Origin of the sequence: Trebonia kvetii (assembly GCF_007827045.1) — a bacterium.
Taxonomy (GTDB): domain Bacteria; phylum Actinomycetota; class Actinomycetes; order Streptosporangiales; family Streptosporangiaceae; genus Trebonia; species Trebonia kvetii.
In genome coordinates this window covers 892,350-915,756 of the sequence record NZ_RPFW01000002.1, presented here as the reverse complement: position 1 = coordinate 915,756, position 23,407 = coordinate 892,350, and the positions used below count along the sequence as shown (strand labels likewise).

At 71.0% G+C, this 23,407-nt stretch carries 19 protein-coding genes; 9 read left to right on the top strand and 10 right to left on the bottom strand.

What is annotated here, in order from left to right; genetic code table 11:
• Positions 1–12: 12 nt before the first annotated feature.
• Genes EAS64_RS12890 through EAS64_RS12865 form a run of 6 tightly spaced genes read right to left on the bottom strand, consistent with a single transcriptional unit; the run spans position 13 to position 14,247 of the window.
• Entirely contained in the window at positions 13–1,791 is a 1,779-nt protein-coding gene (locus EAS64_RS12890; RefSeq protein WP_145853141.1) for a hypothetical protein, read from the bottom strand.
• Positions 1,739–6,328, bottom strand: a complete 4,590-nt coding sequence (locus EAS64_RS12885) for a hypothetical protein (protein WP_145853140.1) — start codon at positions 6,326–6,328, stop codon at positions 1,739–1,741. The genes EAS64_RS12890 and EAS64_RS12885 overlap by 53 nt, the downstream gene beginning before the upstream one ends.
• On the bottom strand, positions 6,325–9,393 hold the full coding sequence (locus EAS64_RS12880; RefSeq protein WP_145853139.1) for a hypothetical protein: 3,069 nt from the start codon (positions 9,391–9,393) through the stop codon (positions 6,325–6,327). Before EAS64_RS12880 ends, EAS64_RS12885 begins: the two co-directional genes overlap by 4 nt.
• Positions 9,390–12,890: a DUF6603 domain-containing protein gene (locus tag EAS64_RS12875; RefSeq protein ID WP_145853138.1), complete on the bottom strand. Its 3,501-nt coding sequence runs from the start codon at positions 12,888–12,890 to the stop codon at positions 9,390–9,392. Before EAS64_RS12875 ends, EAS64_RS12880 begins: the two co-directional genes overlap by 4 nt.
• Before the next feature lie 8 nt (positions 12,891–12,898).
• A complete protein-coding gene (locus EAS64_RS12870) occupies positions 12,899–14,032 on the bottom strand; it encodes a tyrosinase family protein (RefSeq protein ID WP_145853137.1) in 1,134 nt (377 codons plus the stop codon).
• 8 nt (positions 14,033–14,040) lie between these two features.
• Positions 14,041–14,247 carry a hypothetical protein gene (locus EAS64_RS12865; RefSeq protein WP_145853136.1) on the bottom strand — a complete coding sequence of 69 codons (207 nt, stop codon included), beginning with the start codon at positions 14,245–14,247 and terminating at the stop codon, positions 14,041–14,043.
• A 346-nt stretch (positions 14,248–14,593) separates the two neighbouring features.
• Here EAS64_RS12865 and EAS64_RS12860 point away from each other — a divergent pair, with 346 nt between their 5' ends.
• Entirely contained in the window at positions 14,594–15,247 is a 654-nt protein-coding gene (locus tag EAS64_RS12860; RefSeq protein WP_145853135.1) for a hypothetical protein, read from the top strand.
• A gap of 223 nt (positions 15,248–15,470) precedes the next feature.
• Positions 15,471–15,740, top strand: coding sequence for a Clp protease N-terminal domain-containing protein (locus EAS64_RS12855; protein ID WP_145853134.1), 270 nt, complete (start codon positions 15,471–15,473; stop codon positions 15,738–15,740).
• A 37-nt stretch (positions 15,741–15,777) separates the two neighbouring features.
• Here the strand turns inward: EAS64_RS12855 and mftE are convergent, their stop codons facing one another.
• The 4 genes from mftE to mftR all read right to left on the bottom strand — a co-directional run bounded on the left by mftE (position 15,778) and on the right by mftR (position 18,246).
• The gene (gene mftE, locus EAS64_RS12850; RefSeq protein ID WP_145853133.1) at positions 15,778–16,521 is read right to left on the bottom strand and encodes a mycofactocin biosynthesis peptidyl-dipeptidase MftE; all 744 of its coding nucleotides are present in this window, start codon (positions 16,519–16,521) and stop codon (positions 15,778–15,780) included.
• Between the two features lie 42 nt (positions 16,522–16,563).
• Positions 16,564–16,941 carry a VOC family protein gene (locus tag EAS64_RS12845; RefSeq protein WP_145853132.1) on the bottom strand — a complete coding sequence of 126 codons (378 nt, stop codon included), beginning with the start codon at positions 16,939–16,941 and terminating at the stop codon, positions 16,564–16,566.
• Positions 16,942–17,020: 79 nt separating this feature from the next.
• Entirely contained in the window at positions 17,021–17,491 is a 471-nt protein-coding gene (locus EAS64_RS12840) for a hypothetical protein (RefSeq protein ID WP_145853131.1), read from the bottom strand.
• Between the two features lie 98 nt (positions 17,492–17,589).
• Positions 17,590–18,246: a mycofactocin system transcriptional regulator MftR gene (gene mftR / locus EAS64_RS12835; protein ID WP_246115649.1), complete on the bottom strand. Its 657-nt coding sequence runs from the start codon at positions 18,244–18,246 to the stop codon at positions 17,590–17,592.
• Positions 18,247–18,396: 150 nt separating this feature from the next.
• On the opposite strand from mftR, the gene mftA reads away from it, so the two are divergent.
• From mftA to EAS64_RS12800, 7 genes are all read left to right on the top strand, one after another.
• A complete protein-coding gene (gene mftA, locus EAS64_RS12830; protein ID WP_145853130.1) occupies positions 18,397–18,504 on the top strand; it encodes a mycofactocin precursor MftA in 108 nt (35 codons plus the stop codon).
• Between the two features lie 22 nt (positions 18,505–18,526).
• Positions 18,527–18,814, top strand: coding sequence for a mycofactocin biosynthesis chaperone MftB (mftB, locus tag EAS64_RS12825; protein ID WP_145853129.1), 288 nt, complete (start codon positions 18,527–18,529; stop codon positions 18,812–18,814).
• Complete coding sequence (gene mftC, locus EAS64_RS12820; protein WP_145853128.1) at positions 18,798–20,102, top strand: mycofactocin radical SAM maturase; 1,305 nt, start codon at positions 18,798–18,800, stop codon at positions 20,100–20,102. Before mftB ends, mftC begins: the two co-directional genes overlap by 17 nt.
• Positions 20,103–20,214: 112 nt before the next feature.
• On the top strand, positions 20,215–21,642 hold the full coding sequence (gene mftF / locus EAS64_RS12815) for a mycofactocin biosynthesis glycosyltransferase MftF (RefSeq protein WP_281283249.1): 1,428 nt from the start codon (positions 20,215–20,217) through the stop codon (positions 21,640–21,642).
• 94 nt (positions 21,643–21,736) lie between these two features.
• On the top strand, positions 21,737–22,225 hold the full coding sequence (locus EAS64_RS12810; RefSeq protein ID WP_246115648.1) for an OsmC family protein: 489 nt from the start codon (positions 21,737–21,739) through the stop codon (positions 22,223–22,225).
• A 697-nt stretch (positions 22,226–22,922) separates the two neighbouring features.
• Positions 22,923–23,153, top strand: coding sequence for a hypothetical protein (locus EAS64_RS12805; RefSeq protein ID WP_145853127.1), 231 nt, complete (start codon positions 22,923–22,925; stop codon positions 23,151–23,153).
• Positions 23,154–23,184: 31 nt separating this feature from the next.
• The gene (locus EAS64_RS12800; protein ID WP_145853126.1) at positions 23,185–23,388 is read left to right on the top strand and encodes a cold-shock protein; all 204 of its coding nucleotides are present in this window, start codon (positions 23,185–23,187) and stop codon (positions 23,386–23,388) included.
• Positions 23,389–23,407 lie beyond the last annotated feature (19 nt).

The window sequence follows — 23,407 nt, the reverse complement described above, 5'->3', positions numbered from 1 at the left end:
CAGCCGCGCGTGTCAGGACTTCTCGGCCTCCTGAGCCCTCAGGAAGTCGAACCGCAGGCCTGACCAGCCGCTGCCCCGCCCGGGGCCGCTGAGCCGCGCGGTCCACACCAGCGTGCTCCCGTCCGGGCAACGGGTGCGGCGCAGGTACTGCTGCACCGTCACCCCAGCCGGGGTGATGACCCGGTCGGTCAGGAAATACGGCGTCCCCGGTTCCAGGATGCTGGTGTGCGGCTGGAGTTTGACCAGGCCGGCGGCCGTCGGGATCTCCATGGTGCCGCGGCGGAGCATCAGCGCGCCGTTCGGGGTCTGCACCGGGATGAACGGGATCCAGTTGTCCGGCACCGGCTGCTCGAGCGTGTAGGCGATCGGCGGGCGGCCGGGCGACGCCGGCTGGTCCGGCGGCGGGCCGTTGAGGTTGAGCCGGACCAGGTACTGCTCGTAGGCGTCGACTGCGAGGTCGAGCGCGCCGCGCAGCTTGCGTTCCACGCCCCAGGCCATCGCGGCCATGTTGTCCCGCAGGAACAGCACGTCCTCGACCGGGTCGGCGTCGGTGATCAGGCCGGCCGGCGGCGGCAGCAGGATGAAGTCCGACAGCGTGCCGTCGGCGGCGGAGATCTTGAACATGGACCACGGCTGGTCGCCGGTCACCGGCAGCTGCTCGACCGGCCGGATCAGCGTCCGCATGCCGAACGTGTCGGTGATCACCAGGGTGGTGACCCGCTGCAGGCTCCCGGCCGTTGCTGGCACCGGCACGAAGAACCAGTCGCTGCCGTAGACGAGGGCGAACTCCATCACAAGCAGCTTGGCCAGGTCGACGTGCTCGGCGTCGAGCTGACCGAAGTCGGTGACGCTGTCCTCGAACGACCACCAGCGACCATCGGGCATGCCGCGGAACGTCACGTGCAGCGGCAGGAAGTTGCAACTGATGTACGCCGGGGCCTGCGGCTGGGAAGTGACCTCGCCCGGGCCCCGGGTGAACGCATACCAGTCGAGGTGGCCGCCGCCGAAGGCGTCCGCCTCGAGCAGCACGGACTCGCCGTCGTCGGTCGCGGCGGACTCGACCGCGAACGCGTAGCTGAGATCGTCGCCCTGCCAGGCCCAGTCGCCGTCCGGCTGGCTGAACGCGCCGCCGCGGAACGACACGAAGGCGTCGAGGACAGCGGCCACCGCCGGGTCGCCGGCCTCCGGCGGCAGCGGCGGGTCTGGGACGCCGCCGGCCGCGGCGGTCACCGCGGAGGCGTACAGCGCCTCGCCGTCGGTCACCCGGCCGGCCGCCAGCGCGCGGGCCCGCAGCCCGGCCGCGCCCGCCAGCGCGGGCGCCGGGTCAGCCGCGGCGATCGGGAACGCGGTGCGGAACGCGGTGATGACCGACGGCGGATCCGCGATCGCCGCACCGGTGGCGACGAGGTGCTCGAAGCACAGGCCGGACTGGACCGAGCCGCGCAGCGCGAACCTGGTCGGTCCGCGCTCGACGTGGGCCTCGAGCGGGATCGCCGGGTCGAACGGGACCGTGGCGGTGCCTGGCGGGCCCGGCCGGTAGCCGGTCAGCGGCTGCGCCTGCACGCCCATCGTCGCCTGCACCGGGGAGCCGGCGTCGTCGCCGGCGAACTCGCCGACCTGCCACTGCCTGGCCAGCATCCAGAGCGGGTCGCGGACCTGCGCCTGCAGCGAGCGGTCCATGCTCGCGTCGCGTGGCTGCGGCTCGAGCCTGGTCCAGGTGGTGATGGACGCGATGAGGCTAGCCCGCGCCTGTGCCTGCGCTTGTGCTCGCACTGAGGCCGGTGATGGCATGACCCTCCTCCACGGCGACGAAGTGGGTGGCCGGAGTCGCCCCGGCCAGGTTGAACGGGAAGTACAGCGCGGGCAGGATCTGCCCGGCCTCCTGGATGCTCGCCAGGTCGACGGCCCGTGCCTTGGCGAGGCCGAGGGTTTCCTCAACAATGGCCCGCAGCAGCGCCAGGTCCCACAGTTCGCGCCCGTCCGGGCAGACGGCGAGCAGCATCGCCTGCGGTGCGCGCGCCTTCGGGTCCTCGTAGTGGAACGAGACCCCGGCGGTGGCGGTCGCGCTCGGGATGCGCTCCAGCCACTGGTCGAGCAGCAGGCCGGCGAACGGCGACTGGCTGGCCGGGTCGCCGGCGGTGACCGCCTCGATCGCCACCCGTCCCTGGGCTGGCGGCGAGCCGGGGACGACAGGCAGGCCGAGCCAGCGGTCGTCAGCCGTGACCGGCAGCTGGGCCAAGTCGATCGGGTCGGGTCGCGGCGCGCCGAGCAGCTGGCTGGCGCTCATCGCGAGGTCGAGGCGCTCGGCGGCCGGCCGCAGGTGGCTCAGCTGGAGCAGCCACCGGTCGAGCGCCGTCGGGTCGACCGCTCGCATGGCCGCCGACTGGGCGAAACCTGACTGCAACGTTGCGGCGTCTGGCGGGGTGAGGCGCGGCAGCACGAGGACCGCGCCGCCGAGGATCGCGCTGATCACCGCGCGGGCCGCGTCCGGGTCGGCGCTGGGCAGCGCGGTCTGCCCGGCCGTGGTCAGCCGTGTTCGCAGCTCGCCGAGGACCGCGGTCGCCTGCGCGGTGAGGTCGGCGTCGTCGCCGTTGGCGGCCGGCACCGAGCCGGTGACGCCGTAACCGCTCGCGGCGAGCAGGGCGTCACGGACCGGCTGCGGCGCGCCCGGCAGGCCGGCGATCGCCGTTGTCAGGGTCTGGATGTCGTCGGTCAGCCGCTGCACCAGGGCCGCGGCCCTGGTGCTGAGCTCGGCGGCGTCGGTGCTGCCGCCAGCCGCGGCTGCGTCCGCCTCGGGCAGCGCGAAGTCCTGCGGGCGCAGCGGGGTGGCCGCGTTCAGCATGTCCCGCAGTGCGCCGGCCACCACAAGTACGTCGGGGAAGCCGACGGTCCCTGACGGCAGTCCCGTCGTGTCGTAGCTGATCGACACGGACTGCGCCCCGGCGGGCGGCGCCGCCGCGTAGGCGATTCGGTTCTCGAGTTCCGAGCGCTGCGGCCGGTCGGCGGCGTCGGCGTGGGCGAGCAGGTCGAGCGGGCCGATGCCGAGGTCGCGCAGGGAGATCACGCTGCGCTGGGCGGAGCCGCTCTCTGAGTAGGAGACCGTGCAGCGCACGGTGTCCGGCTCGGGCAGCCGGCCGGCTAGCCACGCGTCGAGCCAGGGCTCGGCGGCCGCGCGCGGACCGCCGGTACCGCTCCACGCGGGCACCTCAGGCGGCGGGCCGGCGAACAGCAGCATCAGCCGGTGCGCGACGTCGAGGCCTGCCTGCGGCGTGTCGACGAGGTCCGGCTGCGGCGGGTGGTCGCCGCGCGACACCGCGTCGAGCATGCCGCCTGACCTTCCGAAGTTGCCCCGCATGATCTGGTAGACGCTTTCGGCGAGCGACAGGTCGGCAAGCGCGTCCATCATGTCGTCGAGCGCGGCGACGAAACCGAGCACGGCGAGTTGCGTGTCGTTGCCCGGCGGAGACGGCGCGGGCAGCCCGGTGCCCCAGTTCGCGCCGGGGGTCAGGTCTCCCGCCTGCCAGCCGGCGTGCAGCTTGACGCCGTCGACCACCTGGGAGGGGGTGACGTCCGTGCTCACCGGGCTGGTTGGCGTCAGTTCGTCGCCGATCAGCGGGTACTTGTCGCGGAACGGCTGGATGTAGACGTCGAGGCCGGCCTCGTGCAGCGACTCCTCGAACTGGTAGCCGGTGAGCGCGCCGAGGCTCTGCCCCTGCCGGACCCCGTCGAGCAGCCACAGCGCCGCGCGGGTCCGGTCCGAGGACAGGTCGATGGCGAGCATCGGCTCGTCCGGGGTGGCCCGGTGGGTGAGGTACCCGCTGCGCAGCACGGCGCCCGCGGCGGCCTGGGTCATCGACGGCGCGTGCACGAAGCCGCCGTTGTCGCTGGCCGGCTGTCGCACCGGGCGCAGCGCCGCCCAGTCCTGTTCCGGCAGCTGCCGCCTGCGGTGGTCGTCGAGCAGGGTGACCGCCTTGGCGTCGGCGCCGGTGACTGTCGCCGCGGCGGCGGCGGGACGGACGTTCTCCACCCAGCCGTACCCGCCCAGGTGCAGGGTAGGTGCGCTCTCGGCCGGCTGGGCGCCGCGCTGCCTGGCCAGGATCGAGTTCGCGATGGCGGACACCCACACGTCGATGCGGTGGCTGCACGCGTCGAGCGTCTCCGTCAGCAGCCGGTCGAGTTCGGCGGTGGGCAGCGTGGCCAGCGTGCCCAGGCTGGCGCGCAGCTCGGCCAGCCTGGCGAACCGCGACTCGGGCGGCGGGTCGAGGTCGTGCAGGTACTGACCCCAGGTGATGGCGGAGCCGACGGTCACCGGCCTGGCGAGGATGTCCCACGGGGTGACGGTCACCGTGGCCTGCCGTACGTTGACGAGTTCGGTCTCGCGCAGCGCGGAGGCCTGCAGCACGCCGCTCGCCACCTGCGCCCGGCCGGCCAGGGTCACGTACTCGCGCAGCATCGACTGCCGCAGCACCCGGTACAGCACCGAGGTCGGCGCCGGGCCCGGGTAGTTCTCCGCGCGCAGGTCCTCGAGCGAGGCGTTCCTGATCCAGGTGATGTAGTTGACCAGGGTGCCGCCGACATCGGCGTCCGCGGTCAGCGGCGCCTGCTCGGACAGCGGGCCGTCCTGCACGGCGGGATACGGGACCGGATAGCTGGCCCGGCCCATCGAGGTGTGGATGACCCGGGGGTCCCAGCCGGTCAGGCCCAAGGTGTCGAGCAGCGCGCGGCCGCGGGCCAGGTGCTCCGGCCACCATTCGTCGAGCGCCACGACGGTGAACCGCAGCAGGTTCCACATCGCGTCGTCGCCGATTACCTGGCGGGCACGGAAGTCCATGGAACTCGCGTCCATGCCGAGCACCTGCATCAGGTCCTGGTCGGGGTCGGCGCTCGCTCCCACGTGCGGCGCGCCGGCGACACTCGACTCCCAGACGGCGAGCAGGGGCTTGAGGAACCCGACGAGCGCCGCCTCCGGGTCCGGCCCGGCAAGCGTCTGGACCGGCGCGTCCGGGTAGGCGGCGAGCGAGGTGGCGGGCAGCAGCCCGTAGGGGTTGGTGCCCGCGCGCAGCGCGGGCAGCGCGCCGCGCGGCACGGCGCTGGCCAGCGCGTAGCGCCGGGCCATGTCGAGCGCCTCGGCGGAGAAGACGGGCGCGAACATCTGGTCCATGGCGTAGCCGAGGGTGGCCGGCCACAGCGCGGTGAGCATGGCACGCCCGTTGGCCACGCCATGGCCGTCCGCGTACTGCACGTGGTCGAAGACCTGCGTCGGCAGGCCGAGCAGCCCGGCGGCCACCGGGCCGTCCGCCGCCGGGTCGCCGGTCAGCGGCGCGCTGCGCTCGACCGCGAAGCTGACCGTGTAGTCCGGGTCCTTGCGGCTGTACCCGGCGGCCGCGTCCGGCGTGTTGTTGGTCGGCGTGCCCTGCGGCACGAAGGCAAGGCCGTCGGTGTAATGGTGCGCGCCGAGCAGGTTCGCGAACTGAGCGTTGCCAGGCCCATCCTGCTTGCCGCCGCGGACGCCGAGCACCACGATGCGGTCGAAGCCGGCCTTCAGGTCGGCCGGGGTGAGCGGGATGGTCAGCCCCATGCCGACCTTGACCGCCTCGGCGAAGTCCACCAGCCAGCGCATCCCGGCGTCCACCGGCAGGCCGTCGGGCAGCGTCCCGTCGTGCGGGGTGAGCCCGACCGGCAGGCTGGCCGGGATCGGCGCGCCCGGGTAGGCGGTGACCTGGCCTCCCCGGTACAGGAACACCGTCCAGGCGTCGGGCAGCCCGCTCGCCGCTGGCGCCTTCTCGTACGAGCTCGCCCGGCCCGGCGGGTCGGGGTAGGACGGCGGCGGTGACGGCTGCTCGCCGTCCGGTGTCGGCGCGGCCGGCTGGTCGGCGAGGTTGACCGGGGTCATCGCCTGGGCGATCCACGCCGCCCGCTGCGGGGTGTAGGCGCCCGCGAGGACCCGCCAGGGTGCCTGCGCGGCGTCGGCCGCCGGCGGCAGGCCCGCGCGCCACAGCAGGTCCCAGTAGGCCTGGCCGGCTGTCACCTCGTCTGTCGTCAGCTCCGGTTCGAACGAGGACACGCTGATCGTGTCCGGGTAGACGCGTACCAGCAGGCTGGGGCCGCCAGACTGGCCCTTGACCGTGACGGCGGGGTGGCTGACGAACCGGGTCTCGATGCGGACAGGCAGCAGCAGCACCGGCACGCCGGCGGCGAGCGGCAGCCGCGCGATGACGATCTCGTCACCGGGTGCAAGTGCGCTGTGCTCGCCGGGAGAGTCGGGCGCGGCAAGGGAGTCGGGCGCGCCGGGGGAGTCGGGCGCGGCGGGGGGTGGTTGATCGGTCATGTGGGCACCATGAGGTCGGCGTGAATGGCGATGCGGTAGGGCATGCGCAGGGTGATGTAGGCGGTCTGGGCGGCGTCGGCGCCCCAGGCGTTCGCGGTGTCGTTCGGGTCGGCGGCGTCGTTGGCGATCGCGACGCCCTGGGGGTGCGCCGACGCGGAAAGGAAGGGGGACAGCGCGGTGCCCGCGAGCACGCTCGCGAACGTCGTCGAGGCCAGTCGCCACGGCGCCCAGCCGTTGCTGTAGGACACCGTCTCCACCGTCACGCCTGGCACCCCGGCTGCCCGCTGCTGCGGGACGCCGAAGTTGGTCCACGCCAGGTCGGCCCAGTGCTGCACCGTTCCTGTCGCGGACGGCTCGAGGCCGAACCGCGGTTCGGTGGGGTGCTGCTGGAAGACGAAGAAGAACCCCTCGGGTGAGTCCTTGGTGCCGCCCTTGGCGTCTTCCTTGCTGAGGTTGAAGCCGATGAACGTGATGTCGGTGGGCAGCGTTCCGGCGAACAGCGGGTACCGCTCGTCGGTGGGGTCGATGACCCGCTTGTTGCCGTCCAGCTTGGCCTTGGCCGCGTAGATGACCGTGTTGGGGTAGCGGCGCAGCAGTTCGCCCCGGACGAGCAGCACCACGTTGTCCGGCACGATCCCGGCCCGGTTCTCGTGGCCGCCGAGCGGCACGGCGAGCGGCCAGGTGTTGATCGGCGGGATGTCCTTGAGCAGCTCGGCCAGCTGCGCGGGGTCGGACGGGTCGCCGGGTTCGGGCACGTAGCCGCTGACGTCCCAGAACTGCCTGAAGTAACTGCCGCGCAGGTCGGTCGGGTAGCCGGCCCACAGCAGCTGGCGGGCCATCTCGTGATTGAGCCCGACCATGTAGGACTCGATGAACGCGTGGTTGGACTGCAACAGGCCGACGGTGTCCGGCGGGATCTGCTCGACGCCGGGCAGCACGTAGTCGGGCGACAGGTCACGCAGCGGCGCGTACATCGGCTGCGGGAACGACGGCGCGGCCATGATCGGCTGGATCGGGTCCGGCGGCCGCCAGCCGAGTCGCGCGCCGATGTCGATGAGGGACAGCGCGCGGGCCGGCACGGTCAGCGCCGGATCGAGCCTGGCGACCAGGGTGTCGCGCAGCGCCTGGGTGTCAAGCGCGGCGGCGAGCGGCGGGTCGGGCGCGGGCGCCTGGAGCGCGCCGCCGAGCTGGATCATGGCCTGCCGGAAGCGAGCGGCCTCCACCGAGTCGCCCGTACCGGCGCCTCCCGCGCCGGTGCCTCCCGCGCCGAAACCGCCGGTGCCGGCGCCGGTCGCGGGCGGTTCGGTGATCGTGAAGTCCGGGCGCGGCGCGACCGCGGCGAGCGCACGCGGGGTCAGGCCGACGATGCGGATTCCGCCGGAAGGCTCGTCGGCCTCGATGATCGCGCGGAACGACCCCTCAGGGGTGTGCGCGACGAGCCTGATCGGCAGGTACTTGCTCCACGGCGGCCGCGTCCTGTCGCTGATGTCCTCGATGGTGACCAGGCCACCGGGCGGCGCGGGCGGCGGCACGATGGCGATCTCGGTGCTGTTGACCCGGTCCACCAGGGCGCCAAGGCTGCCGATGACCGCGCCCGCCGCGGACTGCCGGCGCCGGATCGCGCCCGCCGGGCTGGTGATGCGGCGGAATGAGGCGGCGAACATCTGGCCGGGCACCCGGCTGCCCGCGATGACCGCGCGAACCGTCTGCGGGCTGGCGAGCACGCGCGCGTGCACCGGCGCGGTGAGGCTGAGCAGCGTGGCGTTGCTCGCCGCGGCGAACCGGCGCGCGTGCAGCATGGTGAGCGTGCCGCGGGCGAGCTGCGCGCGGCGCAGCAGGCTGTTGGCCAGCTCGATCCCCGCGACCTGCTGCCAGGCCGAGGCCATCAGCGCGGTCAGGTGCGCCTGGATCACCTGGGTGCCGGTGCCCGCCTCGGTGCGCGGGCGCGGGTCGAGGTTGAGCCCGTCGAGCCAGCCCGTCGCGCCCGGGGTCACGGTCGGCACCCCGGCGTGCCAGCGGCCGTAGACGGGCGGCGTGACCACGGGGTCGTCGGCGCTGGGGTGGGCCGGGTCGTCGGCGATCGGGGCCGGGACGTTGATGAACGTGGCGAGCGCGTCCTGGAAGGCGGTCTTGGCCGGGTCGTTCCACTGCGTCTCCGTGGTCAGCAGGCTCATCAGCGCGCCGTCGAGTCCGAGCGGTGTCCCGCCGGACGGGAAGTCCGCCATCGGCTCGTCCACGCTCATCGGTCGCTGGCCGATGTCGGCGCCGAGCTTGCGCGGTACGAGGCGGCGCACCAGCGACTCGAAGTCGCCCTGGTCGCTGGTGTGGAAGGTGAAGCTGTAGAAGAACGGCAGCCGGAGCGGCGTCTGGGAGGCGCCGGTCCAGGCGGCCGGGGTGCTGGTGAGCCCCGAGAGATCCAGGTTAAGCCCGGCCAGGCGGCCCGCCTCGAACGCGGGCACGAGGAACGCCGTGTAGCCGGTCTCCGGATCGAGCCGCCGCGGGCACATCAGCCGGGAGATGACCGCGCCGGGCGTGCTGCCCAGGGTGGCGGCAAGGCCGCCGTCGCCGGACACCTGCGTGTGCGCCCAGTTCCACGCGTCGTCCAGCGGCTGCAGCGCGCCGAGCTCGGTGACATCGATCGAGGGCAGCGGCTGTGTTGGCGGCCGCACCTGGGTGTACTCGCCGCTCTTCAGGACCACCAGGGCAAGCCACGGGCGGAGCCGGTCCCCGGCAGGCGCGGCCGGCGTGTGCAGCCAGGGCAGGTCGGGCATGTCGAATTCGATGCATGCCAGGTAGTTCGGCTCGTAGTTGGGTGTGCCGTCCTTGGGATCGGTCCTGATGACGTGACCGCCATGGAAGCCGATCACGTCACCGGGCCCGTGGGTGAGCACGGTCACCGGCGGCACCGGCTGGCTGTCCGGCGATGGCCCGTCGGCGGTCACCGTCAGTCCGGTGGTGAGCGTGCCGCGCACCGGCAGCGGACCGCCGTAGTCGGGGTTGTCGAGCTTTGCCCCGATGCCGCGCCGCGACCAGGCGACGAAGTGGTAGCGCCCCGGCCCGGTCATGGGGCCACCTCGTGCGCCGCGATGACCTGCACCGCGCCCTGCTCCTCCGGATGTGCGGCGAGGTAGGCCTGCATGGCGGACACCGCCTGGTAGCGGGTGGTGGCCGCGGCGAGGATGTCCGCCCGGGCGGTCAGGTCGGTGGTGCTCGCGATGGTGTACGTGGCGGGGCCGACCACGATCGGGGTGTCAAGACCGGGGGTGGCGAACTTCCGCAGCCCGCTGTCGGCGACCGGGGAGCGGGCGCCAGCGCCGTTGCCGGACAGCGCCAGGTGCACGCCGGCCGGCATCGTGTAGATGCTGCCGAACCGGGACTGCTGCGCGTAGTCGTCGATGTAGCGCTCCTCGTAGGTCACGGTGCGGGCGCTGTCGTGCCCGCCGGCGATCGGCTGGGCGCCGATCGCGACTCCGGCGTCGAACGGCTCGTAGGACGGCGCGCTCAGCTTGTCGGCGTCGCTCATGGTGGTGAACTGGGCGATCGCGAACTGTTCGGTGTGCGCGGCGTAGTCCACCGCACCGCCGTTCAGCGTGACCGCGGTGATCTCGAACTCGGACCCGTCGGCCGGGGCGGCCCCGTTGAACTGGGTGACCGTGATGTCGAGCGGCACGACCGTTTCCCGGACGGTCAGCGCGCCCATCGGGTGCGCGAGCAGCGCCTGCGCGGGCGGCTGGCTGGTGCGCAGCGTCACCGGCAGGCTGGCCTGCGGCGGCAGCGCCACGCTCCAGTTGGCCGGGTTGCCGAGAGCGGCGGCGAGCGGCGGCAGCACCGGCGTGCTCGGCAGCGTGGCGGGCGTGCTGTCGCCCCAGGTGAGGTCGATGGACGCGGACACGCTGAAGAAGAGGATGTCGAAACTCGCGTCGCCGTGCAGGTGCCACGGGCGCGGTCCGGACAAAGACGCGTTGAGCTGGATCCCGGCGAGCGAGTCGCCGTCGTAGGAGATGTCGAAGCCCGCGGAGAAGTCGATCTCGAAGGAGAACGGCGAGAAGATGAACAGCGCGTCGAAGCCGATGAAACCGTGCACGGCGAAGCCGCCAGCCGAGGCGTAGGCGTCGACGTTCGCGCCGAACTGCAGCGTGTTCGACGTGACGGCCAGGTAGGAGTTGGAGCTGAGCCGCGGGTTGTCGCCGTCGCCGATGCTCACGCTCATCCGCTGCAGTTGCGGGACGTCGGGCGGCGGGGTGAACTTCGGGTTGAACCCGCCGAGCGAGAACAGGAAGTTGGGGTTACCGCCCCAGCCAAAGCGCAGCGCCATGTCGCCGGCCAGCTGGAACTCGAGCAGGTAGGAATCGAACATGGTGCCGTCGATGGACAGCTTCTCCAGGCCGAAGTCGATCAGCCCGAGCACGTCGACGTGGATCGAGATCAGCGCGAGGTCGGGGTCGGGGATCGCCACGTTGATCTCGCCGAGTATCGCGATGCGCACCGGGTCGGGCACCTCGAGGATGACGCCGACCTCGAAGTCGATCAGCGTGGGCGTGCCCCAGCCGACCGACAGCATCGGCCCGAACAGGTAGCGGCCCTGCTGCGGCGGGAAAAACGACTCGATGTCGCTGATGATCTGCGGCGCGTTGGCCACCGGGTCCGGCGGGAACAAGATGCTGTCCAGCGTGTGCGCCCGCAGCCCGGCCCGCAGCGCGTCCTGCGCCATGGCGCGGTTGACGCCACCAAGGCCGCCGACGCCGTTCAGCGTGAAGCCGAAACCGAGCTGGATCGGCGGCAGGTCGAAGGTGATGATCAGCAGCAGCGAGAACCCGTCGGAGCCGTCGGGCAGCCTGGTGTCGAGCACGCCGATGACCTTGACCGCCACCACATCGGCGATGGTGACGTCGAGGATGCCCGCGTACTGGCCCTTGTCCGGGTCGAAGGAGATGAACCCGCCGCCGCTGACCACGCCCATGTCGAGCTGGAGGCCGAGGCCGTCCGGCGGCTTGAAGCCGAACCCGAGGTCGAGCTTGTCCAGGTTGCCAGGCGGGCCGTTTGGCGGCACCGGCGTCAGGTCCAACTCGATCCCGACCCGCTGCACGGTGGCCTGGATGGGACCGAGCGTCAGACCGCCGCTGATGGCGATGACCAGGGCCGCGGCCGAGCCGGATACGGCAAAGCCGATATCGAGCTGGTCGAGTTCGAGTACGCCGGCCAGGGTCACGTGCAGCGGGATGGTCGCCTGCAGCTTGGCCTGGCCGCTCAGGCTCAGCCCGGCCTGACTCGACCACTTGATCGTGCCGGACACGCTGACCTGCTGGGTGGCTCCGCCGAGCATCTGCTGCAGGAAGCCGTCGCCCGAGCCGAAGTCCAGGTACAGGGTGGCGCCGTCGGTGCCGTCTGCCGCCTCGCCGGTCGCGCCGCCGGAGACGATCACCTCGACCCCGCCTGAGCTTCCCTTGACCTCGATGCCTGCGGCAAGGCCGGTCACCTCGAGCCGCGTGCCGCCCGGGTCGCCGAACAAGATCCACGGCGTCGCCGGCTGGCCGCTGATCGCGAGCGAGGCGTCGATCTGCGCCGGGCCGCTGTTGACCGTGAGGTCGACGCCTCCGGGGCGGATCTCGGCGGCGAACACGTCGCTCGCCTGGAAGGAGCCGGAGATCGACAGCGTGAACGGCGAGTCACCTGGCGGCATGTCCGCGACGGCGGCCCCGCTGGCGAGCGGCGTGATCGCGAACCCGGTCGGCGCGCTGCCCGGCTGGCCCTTGGGCGGGATCGGGAACAGCAGCACGCCGAACTCGGCGTAGTCGCTCCAGTCGGCGTTGGCCGAGCTCACCAGCGGGATGGCGAGCTGGCCCAGGGAGGGCAGGGCTGGGTTGCTCGGGTCGTAGTAGCGCCCGGCGAGGGTGGGATTGAGCGGCTCGATCCGGGCGGCGACCCGTGTGCCGCGAATGATGCGCCAGGTCACGTCCAGGAACCGGGCGACGTCAAAGTCCGCGCTGCCCCAGCCGTAGACCGAGCGGACCAGGCCCTCCGGGTCGCTGGCGAGCTGGGTCAGCCGGTCCCAGTGCACCGTGGTCTGCTGGTAGGGCAGCCGGTTGGGCCCGGCCGGGGTAGCAGGGGTGATGTCGATGAAGCCGATCAGCAAAAGCAACGCCTGCAGCAGCGGCCGGCGCGCCGCCAGGAAGTCGCTCAGCAGGGTGTCGACGAGCTCGACGGCGCTCTCGTTCCAGAAGTCGGGGTCGTCGAGCGGCGGTGGCAGCGCCGGGGGCGGGTTCTCGATCCAGCCGCGGATCTGGGTGAGGATCTGGCCGAGCCCGGTGAGCAACTCCCCGGCCAGCTCCACCGTGTCACCAGTGCCGTCCTCGAGCTGACCGATGATGTTCTCCAGGTTCTCGAACGGACTGATAGCGGATGAGAACGTGGCCGCCAGGATGGCGAGGCTGGCGTCGTCGACGCTGGTTGCCCAGCCGACGCGGCGCATCAGGCGGTTGAACTCCCCGGGCCGCTCGAAGGCGATCGCGAACTGTTCCAGGGCATGCAACAGCCCGGTGTTGAGCTCGGTGAGGAAGTCCATGGCCGCGGCTACGGTTGGCCGGCCGCGGTCAGCGACGGCGGGTCGGTGTCGTACTTGTAGCCGAGCTTGATGTGGTTCAGCACGTTGGCGGGCGCGACCTTCGGCATGTTCCCGGTGAGTCCCTTGCGCGTGGCAGCCCGGCCGTCCCAGGGCGGCATCGGGTCGTTCAGGTGGTGGCCCTGCAGATCGATGAGCTCGGGCTTATTCAGGTGACCCATCGGGTCCTTTTCGCCGTCCGGGTCGGTCACGTTGGCCACCCCGTCTTTGGGGAGGTACTGGTCTGGCTGCTTCGCGTTTTTGAACTGCCATTGCGCCCACAGCCGGTCGACGTTGCAGTGGTGGAGGAAGAACACGGGGTCGTTGGGCGAGCTCAGCGGTGACATCGAGCCGCCGACCCAGACGTGCACCCGGTTGTGCAGGCTTGACGGAGTGTGAGCCGGATCTGCCGCTGCCGCGGCCGCGTCCTCGTAGTACCCGATCCAGCCTTCGAAGGCGTTGCGGAAGCTTTTGACGCCGGTGAACTGCGCTGTGTGCGGCTTCCTGTTGGTATTGCTGTCCCATGGGGAGTCGTCGTAGGTGGTCAAGGCGAGAGCGGCGTTCCATTCGTCCTCGGTGGGCAGGGTGCTGCCGGTCTTGGACGCACCCAGCGCGCGCTGCAGGAAGTTCGCCCCGTGCTGGGTGAACGGCATGTAGTCGGGGCCGGCGTCGAAGGTGAGGGGCCACGCGCTGCCGGTGAACGGGCTCTTGGTCACCCTGTTGTCAGGCGGGCCATCGCCGTCCCAGCCCATGAAGTCCTCGCTCCACAGCACGCCCCAGAACAGGAAGTTCGTGGGGGACCGGAAGTTGATCCAGTCCCAGTACGGGAGGCTCAGATCGCTTGTCTTGCCAGTCAGGGTGGCGTCCGCCTTGCGCATGTCATTCTCGAAATCGAGGATGAACTGGCGGTGCCACGGCAGGAAGGCGGGCCGCATGTGCGCCCACATGGGCATGCCGCCGTCGTTCCGCATCCACATGCTGTCGATGTGGGTCCGGACATACCAGTCGTAGATGCCGTCCTTCTTCATCTTCAGTACGGCCCGGACGAAGCGGTCACGCTCGGCCTTGCTGAGGTCGGCCTGATTCTTGCGTATGAACAGGGCCATGGCCGTCCCTACTCCGGCTGCCCGATGACTTCGGCGACCGCCCTGCCCAGGTCGTCGAGCGAGGCGAACCGCTCGTATGCGTGAAAGGGCGTCCAGTAGCCGTCCGCGGAGCCGAAGACCCTGACCTCGCGCCCGTCGACCCTGACGTCGATTCTGCCCGGATCGTCACGAATAACGATGGAATGACCTTTATGGGCCATGCTTCTCTCGGTCATCCACGCCCCCTTGTCCTGGCCCGACTATACGGCTCCCATGCCTTCTCCGGAATGGCAAACGGCCGCATTCCGCTGCCCCTGAACAGGAGTAATCGATTAGTTGTGTTAGCTAGGCAACCAGTAGGCGTATTGCGGCGTTTTATAGCTAGCGGTGACACTGCGACGGAACCGCGCTAGTAAGGGATGATTGTCGAAATAATGCCGCATCGCCGCCGAAGCGGTTTTGCGCATATCGGGCGCTCCTTCCCTCGTGAAAATCACTCAGAGTGATAGCGCGTAACGTTCTGTATTCATGGGTACGCCGCTGATTGGGCCCAATGTGGCGATAGACACGACAGGGGGATTCATGCATCGCAGGCTCGAAATCCTGGCGAAGACAGGCTATGCCGTGCTCGGCGACTACCGAGGCCCGGCGATCTCGCCGCGGGAGTGGGAGCGACTGGAATACCTGGAGTGGAAGAGCGGCGGCGACACGAATTTCGCGCCGCTTGCTTCGGCGACCGGCGAACTGGACTGCCGCGGCTTCTGGGATCACGGCAAGCCGGACAAGGGCGGCATCTGGACGTCCAACAGGGAGATCGCGCCGAGCCTTGCCCGTTACGTGGAGAGCATTGGCGGGGAGTACGGGCGGGTTCGCGTCATCAAACTCAACCCGAGCAGCGAGCAGGAGGCGCTGCGCTGCCTGCACCTAGACGATAACAACCGGCTCAACCCGGACGGCACCGGCTGGGTGGTGCGCTCCTGGCTCGAGCTGGCGGACACCGCGGACCAGACGGTCTTCATCCTGCGCGAGGACAAGAACGACCCGTCTACCGAGACGCGCATCCCGCTGCACCCGGGCAAGCAGGTTGTCATCGACACCGAGCGGCTGTGGCACGTCGTCTGGCACCCGGGCCCGAAGCCGCGCTACGCGCTGATCACCTCATGGGAATCCAGCCCGGTGATCGACAACTGGATCACCAGCCAGGCCGACCCAACGCAGCTGGTCTCCGTCGGCTAGCGGCAGCGCGCAGAAAATACCGGAAAATAGCATTAAAAGAACCATACAGGGCGGTTGATCACGGAAATATAGATCCTGGCGGAAATTAAGCACGGGCTCCGCACGGGCAAGGTTTCCGTCATAATCCGAATTTCCGTGATCATCGTCCGCGCGTTGGGGTGTATGTGACCGGTGGGGTTAAAGGGGAGACGGTTCATGCCTCGGGCGGGTTTACGCTCGGCGTATGAGCGAAACAGCAGCCCCCGTTCACACGCCTCGATATTTCCGCGTCCTGGGTGCCGCCGAAGAGGTCGCGGGCGGAATGTCGCATGGCTACGTCGGCGTTGAGCACCTGTTCCTCGCGATCATCCGCGATCGTGACGCCGTGCGCACCCAGGTCCTCGCGACAATGGCGGATCTGGACGCCGTCGAGTCGGCATTGCTCAGCCTGATGAATTCCGACTGCTACCAGATCGGCACACGCAATATCGTCATGCCGGACGACAACGGATAACAGCAACAAGCGGCGAACCGCCTCGACAACAAGCCTGTCAGCGAGCCGTCAGCATGCCGATGACGGCCGCCAAGTCCGCGACGAGCAGGGCCAGCAGGCGCTCGCCCTCGGCGGCGCTCGCGCCCGCCGGGTCGCCGAGCACCCCGTTGGGGCTGACCTTCCGCACGCCGTGCGCGCGCAGGTCCGCCATGATCTCGGGCAGCGGACGGGTATCGCCGGGCGCGGCGAGGTCGGGCCGCACGTCGCCCGGCGCAAGCGCGAGCATGAGAGACGTCTCCACCCGGCCGGCGTGCGCGTCGATGACCGGCCGCGGCGCTGGTGTGCCCGCCAGCATGGACGGCTGGATTCCCGCGTGCCACACGTGGCATTGCCTGCCCTCGGCGCGCAGCGTCGCGACGGCTTCCGCGATCGCAGTCGCGTTGCCGCCGTGGCCGTTGACGAGCAGCATGGCCGGCCAGTGCAGCGACGCGTGGCGGCCGAGTTCGACAAGCAATGTCGACAAAGCGACATGACCGATCGACAGCGTGCCGGGGAAGTCCGCGTGCTCGCCGCTGGCGCCGATCGCGATTGGCGGCGCGAGCCCGACGTCCTGGCGGCCGGCGCAGGCAAGCTCCGCAACGGCCGCGGCGATCCTGGTGTCGGTGTCGAGCGGCAGGTGCGGCCCGTGCTGCTCCAGCGACCCGACCGGCACCACGAGCAGCCGCCGTGCCCGCGCCGCGACGTCCGGCCAGTGCGCGGTGGCTAGAGCGGGCCGGGAGCCGGGATCTGAAGCGGCGGGCATCCGGCCATGCTAACGCCGGCGTGGGCGCAGACCAGGGCAGCACTACCCTAACTCGGGCAGGTGGCAGACCGCCTCGATGTTGTTGCCGTCCGGGTCGCGGACGAAGGCGCCGTAGTACGTGGCGTGGTACTCGGGCCACAGCCGGGGCTCGTGCAGCACCACCGCCCCCTGGGCCACCGCCAGGTCGAAGAAGGCCATGACCGCCGCGCGGGTGGGCGCGGTGAACGCCAGGTGCGACTCCCTGAAGCCCTCCCCCGTCTCCTGCGCGGAGATCCAGAAGTCCGGGTGCGGCGGTACGCCGTAGCCGATCGCCGAACCGAAGTCCATGATTCGCTGCGCGCCGAGGGGCGCCAGGACCACGTCGTAGAAGGCCGCGCTCGCGACCAGGTCCGTGCACTGCATACCCACGTGATCAAGCACCTGCCGATTGTCCCACCGGACGCCTCGCCTCCCGCACGCGGCACGCCGCTCGCGGCACGCAGCACCCGGAACGCGGTGCTCACGTCTCTCCGGCAGCGGCCAGTTCGTCGCGCGCCGCCGCGCACTCGCCGGTCAGCCGGCGCAGCTCCGTCACCGCCTCGGTCCTGGCCCGCAGCCGGGCGGCGAACTCCTGCTTCACGTCGGCCACGGCCTGCTGGGTGTCGGCGAGCAGTCGCTCCGCGTCGGTCAGCGCCTGCGCGAGGATGGCCCGCCGCTCGCGCCATTCGCGTCCCGCGCGCAGGCGGGTCGCCAGCAGAGCGACGGGACCCGGCCTGGCAAGCGCGTGCGCTTCCGCGGCGCGCGACGCCACCCGGTGCAGCATGGCGACGTTGCGCAGCACCCGCTCCGCGGCCACCCGGCGCCCGGCAAGGACGCCGAGCGCGTCGTCGGCCGCGACGATCACGTCATAGGCGCCGGCCGCGCTCGCCCGCAGGAGGGCCAGGCGTGCGCCGGCCGCGCCGGGCTGCCGCGCGTGCTGATCCTCGGGCATGGCGCCTCGTTGCTGTTTAGTAGTCAAATGCTCACTAATAGCAACGAAGCGGAGGGTTGCCAGGTTCGGTCACGACGGTGACTGGGTGGGGAAGGCGCCTAATTCAGCAGCGTGCCGAACGCGGAGCCGAGCTGGCGCATCGCGTCGTCGAGCAGGGCGCCGAGGTCCGAGCCGGGGTCGTCGAGCCAGTGCTCGTAGGCGGCGACGGAGACGCCGAGGACCGCGTGCGCGATCGCCTGCGGGGCCAGGTCTCCGGGGTGGCGCCCGGTCCGTTCCGCGACGAACTCCGCGACCACCTCGCGCCAGGCGGTGAACCTGAGCGTCGAGTGCGCGAACAGCGTGGGGACCCGCAAGATCAGTTCCATCCGCCGCCGGTGCAGCGGTATCTGAGCCGGGGTGACCCGGTTGAAGTCGATCAGCGCCACCCGCACCGCGTCCATCAGCGGCATGTCGGGCGGGCAGTCCCTGAGCCTGGCGCGCATCCGCTCGAGCTCGTCCTCGAACGCGCCCCACGGGATGTCGTTCTTAGACGGGAAGTAGCGGAAGAAGGTCCGCCGCCCGATGCCCGCGGCGGACGCGATCTCGTCCACGGTGGTCGCTTCGAACCCGTTGTCGGCGAACAGGGCGAACGCCGTCTGCTCCAGTTCCGCCCGTGACGTCACCCGGCGACGGCCCGGCTGTCCGTGACCGCCGATCGCGAGGCGGCCGTCGGCGCCGATGGGCCGCGCCGCCGTCGTTGCCGGCACAGGTGTCACCGTCTCCTCCTAGGGGATCCCCAATTTTACGCCAGCTCGGGTCCAATGGGCGGTAACTATCGGTGAGGATCTTGATTTCGGCACATGGTGCCGTTTAGGCTCCTGACAATGTCACTGGCACTTGGTGCCACTATTGCTCCGGAGGTTCCCATGCCTGAAGTCTCAAACACTGGGCACGAGGCGGAGACTGAAGACCTGACCAGCGAAGAGCTCCTGGTCGAAGAGGTGTCGATCGACGGCATGTGCGGCGTCTACTAGGCACGCGAGCCCGGTTTCAGTCGTGACCTTCGACCTCGACCGCGCCTGGCGGGTCGACCCGCGGGTGTCGATGCGCCCCGAGCCGTTCGGCGCGCTGCTGTACCACTTCGGCACCAGGCGGCTGTCATTCCTGAAAAACCAGCGGGTGCTGGCGGTGGTCAGCTCGCTGGCCGATCACCCCAGCGCCCGCGCGGCATGCGCCGCTGCTGGCGTGACGGACGCGGAGCTGCCCGCGTACGCCCGCGCGCTTGGCGCGCTCGCGGACTCAAAGATGATCACCGAACGGATCTCGCATGACTCTCGCACCTGACATGGCACCTTCCGGCGGAGGCGCGGGGTCCGCCGGATCTACCGCTCCGGGCAAGCTCACCGACCTGTTCCAGCTCGGCCTCGACGCGCCGATCTGCCTGACGTGGGAGCTCACCTACGCCTGCAACCTGTCCTGCGTGCACTGCCTGTCGTCCTCCGGCCGCCGCGACCCGCGCGAGCTGAGCACCGACGAGTGCAAGGCGGTCATCGACACCCTGGAGCGGATGCAGGTCTTCTACGTCAACATCGGCGGCGGCGAGCCGACGGTCCGCCCGGACTTCTGGGAGCTCGTCGACTACGCGACCGCGCACCACGTCGGGGTGAAGTTCTCCACCAACGGCGTCAAGCTCGACGCCGCGGCCGCCGCGCGGCTGGCCGCCTCCGACTACGTGGACGTGCAGATCTCGCTCGACGGCGCGACCCGCGAGGTCAACGACGCCATTCGCGGGCCGGGCTCCTTCGACACGGCGATGCGCGCGATGGGCAACCTGCGCGACGCGGGCTTCCGCGGTTTCAAGCTTTCTGTCGTGATGACCAGGCAGAACATCCCGCAGATCGACGAGTTCAAGGCGATCGCCGATGAGTACGGCGCGCAGCTGCGGCTGACCCGGCTGCGGCCGTCCGGGCGCGGCGCGGACGTGTGGGACGAGCTGCACCCGCTGCCGTCACAGCAGAAGGAGCTGTACGACTGGCTGGTGACGCACGGCGAGCAGGTGCTCACCGGCGACTCCTTCTTCCACCTGTCGGCATTCGGCGGCGCCCTGCCCGGGCTCAACCTGTGCGGCGCGGGCCGGGTCGTGTGCCTGATCGACCCAGTGGGCGACGTGTACGCGTGCCCGTTCGCCATTCACGAGAACTTCCTCGCGGGCAACGTCCGCTCCGCCGGGGGCTTCGAGGGCGTGTGGAAGACGTCGGAGCTGTTCGCCGACCTGCGCAAGCCGGACACCGGCGGCGCGTGCAAGTCCTGCGGCTTCTACGACTCCTGCCGCGGCGGCTGCATGGCGGCGAAGTTCTTCACCGGCCTGCCGCTCGACGGCCCCGACCCGGAATGCGTGCAGGGGTACGGCGAGACGGCGCTCGCGTCGGTCGCCGCGTCGCCCGGCCTGCCGGTGCCGCGCCCGTCGGTCGACCACTCGCACCGGACCGCACCCCGTGGTACCGGGCCGGGCGCCAAGGGTGGCCCGGTGCCGGTGACCATCGCCGTCCGCCGCCCGCCGTCGCACGACTGCGACGAGAGCCCGCTCGCGGGCTTCGAGCCGCGCCAAAGCGCGGCGGCCGGCCCGCGGTAACGCGGCACTCGTGCCGTCGGACGAGGCTCCCGTTCCGGCCGGCCTGCGACTGCGGCCCGATCCTGGCACTCGTTTGGTGGCGGGCGGGTCCGTCCTGGTAGGCGGTTCCCCGGTGCGGGTGCTTCGCCTTACCTCTGCCGGGGCGCGCCAGGTCGCATCCTGGTTCGCCGGCGCGCCTGTCCCGGCCGCGACGGCCGCGCGCACGCTGGCCCGTCGGCTGCTCGACGCCGGCATCGCCCACCCCGACTTCGGCGACCCGGGTCCCGCTCACCCGGACAGTGCCGCTGACCGGCCCGATGCCGCCGCCTCGCCTCAGGGACCGCGGGGTCCACGGCCGCCTGACGTGACTGTGGTGATCCCGGTCAGGGACCGGCACGCCGAACTCGACCGCTGCCTGGCCGGCCTGCGCGGCGCGGCTGCTGGCGGCGAGCGTGCTGACCCGCGGGTCATCGTCGTCGACGACGCGTCCGCCGATCCCGCGGCCATCGCGGCGATCGCCGCCCGGCACCGCGCGGGTGTCATCCACCGCCCGGTCAACGGCGGCCCGGGAGCCGCGCGCAACACCGGTCTCGCCGCCGCGGAGACCGGATTCGTCGCGTTCCTCGATTCCGACTGCGTGCCGGAGCCCGGCTGGCTCGGCCGGCTGCTCCCGCACTTTGCCGACCCGGCGGTCGGCGCGGTCGCGCCGCGCATCGTGCCGCACCAGGCGGGCACGGGCTGGCTGGCCAGGTATGAGGGGGCGAGCTCGACCCTGGACATGGGCGCGCGCCCGTCGATCGTCAGGCCCGGCGCCCGGGTCTCCTACGTGCCAGGCGCGGCCCTCGTCGTCCGGCGGTCCGCGGCGGGCGACGGGTTCAGGCCTGGCATGTACGTGGGGGAGGACGTCGACTTCGTGTGGCGGCTCGCGGCGGCCGGCTGGCGGGTCCGCTACGAGCCCAACGCGCGCATGGGACACGACCACCGGGTCACCTTCCGCGCCTGGTTCGCCCGCCGCGCCGACTACGGCACCTCAGCCGCCGCCCTGGAAGACCTGCACCCGGGCGCCGTCCGCCCGCTGTACGCCTCCTGGTGGACGGCCGGCGCGTGGGGGGCGGCGCTGGCCGGCCGCCCGGTCACCGCCGCCGCCCTCACCGCCACCGCGACCGCCCTGCTCGCCCGCCGCCTGTCCCGCGTCACCGCCGAACGCTGGCCCCTGCCCGCCGCCGGTGCCGCGTGGGAGCTTGCCGTCCGGCTCGCCGGCGGCGGCACGCTGGCCGCCGCGCGCCCGATCGGCAGCGCCCTGTCGCGCACCTGGTGGCCGGCCGCCATTCCCGCGGCGCTTGCCGTGCGCAAGCTGCGCCTCCCGGTCGCGGCCCTGATCCTGGCGCCGCCGTTGCTCGACTGGGCGGACAGGAGGCCGCCGCTCGACCCCGCCAGGTATGTCGCGGCACGGCTGCTCGACGACGCCGCCTACAGCATCGGCGTCTGGCAAGGATGCGTAAGGCGCCGCACGGCCCGCCCGCTGCTGCCGGTGATCGGCGGCAAGCGCCCGCCTGGCTGACCGCGAACCGCATGCGGGGACAGCCGCCTCGGGCTGGTGTCCCGGCGCCTGTGATGGGATGAGGGCGCGAACGGCGAGGCAACGGAGGACGGGCGTGAACATCGACAGAAAGCACCGTTACGACGTCGCGGTGTCCTGGACGGGCAACCGGGGGACAGGGACGAGCGGCTACCGCGACTACGGCCGGGATCACCGGATAAGCGCGGACGGCCGGCCGGTCATCGAGGGCAGCTCCGACCCGGTGTTCCGCGGCGACAAGACCCGGTGGAATCCCGAACTCGCGCTCGTGGCGGCGCTCTCCGAATGCCACATGCTGTCCTACCTGCATGTGTGCGCGACCGCCGGAGTGGTCGTGACCGGATACGAAGACGACGCCTACGGCATCATGGAGGAGACGGACGACGGCGGAGGGCACTTCGCCGAGGTCGTGCTCCGCCCCCGGGTGACGGTCGCCGACCCCGCGATGGCCGGCAAGGCAACGGAACTGCACGAGCCGGCGAGCGCCAAGTGCTTCATAGCCAGCTCGGTGAACTTCCCCGTCCACCACGAGGCGGAAGTGATCGCGGAGACCCGGCAGGGATAGCGCGGTCGGTCCCCGTTCAGCCCCCCTCCCGGCCGGCCAGGGACGCTGAGCCGGTGCGTTAAGACTTAATGCCTGTGCCGCTGCGGTACCGAATCACCAGATCCGGCCAGGTGCAAGCGGGTCCGCAGGTAACCCCCATCTGCAACCGGGGCGTATTCCCTGTCGATAGCCATGACCGGTCCCGCACGTGATGCCTGGCACTCGGGTCATGGTCGTCACGGTGGCAGCGTTCCCAGCCGCGCTCAGTCCGGATGACCGCGCTGCAGCGGCGCGCGCTGGTCTCCCGGCCGGACGCTGCGGCGAGGGTGTGCTCCTTCATCTGGCTGATCCTCTCAGCTGCCGTTTCACCGTGCGCGACATGGGGTGGATGGCGCGTTCAGGGTTTGACCGTGAACATTGTTCACTATACAGTGAACAATGTCTTCACAAAATGAATGTAGTTCACCGGACAGACCTGCCGGGCTCCGGCCAGCCGGAGTTCCGACCCGTCGAACGAGCGGCTTCGCGGTCGGGCACATGACCGCCTACCGTCATATCACCCTCAGGCGGCGACGGCAGGAGCCGGCCTGATAGCAGGCTGGTCCCGGAGCCCCGCCCTGCAGCGGCAGGGCGGGGCGGGACAGGCGTACGCGCGGTAAGCGCACTGGCAATCGCGGTAAGGGCACTGGCAATGAGGCCGCGGAAAGGCAGACAGATCATGGTGAACAGCCACAGCGCTCCAAAAAGGCGCTACCTGCCTACAAGTCCCTTCGGGCCTCCGCCTGAGGCTCCTCCCGTCGAGCAGTACGCGCTGCACGACCTGGTGACCCACGACAAGTACGGCCTGGGTCGCGTCATCCTCGTCGAGGGCGATACCGGCGTGGTCATCGACTTCGCCCCGATGAAGGTCCGGATCATGTCGCCGTTCGCGAGGATGAGCAAGCTCTGACGGCAACTACAGCGATGGGTGAGGAGAGCGCATGGCTCAGGGGACAGTGAAGTGGTTCAACGCGGACAAGGGCTACGGGTTCATCTCGCCCGATGACGCGACGCCGGATGTCTTCGTTCATCACTCCGCGATAGAGACTGACGGCTACCGCAGCCTTGAGGACAACCAGCGGGTCGAGTACACCGTCGTCCGCGGTGACAAGGGCCCCCAGGCCGAGCGCGTGCGACGGCTCTAAGACCGGTCGTCGGCGCCGG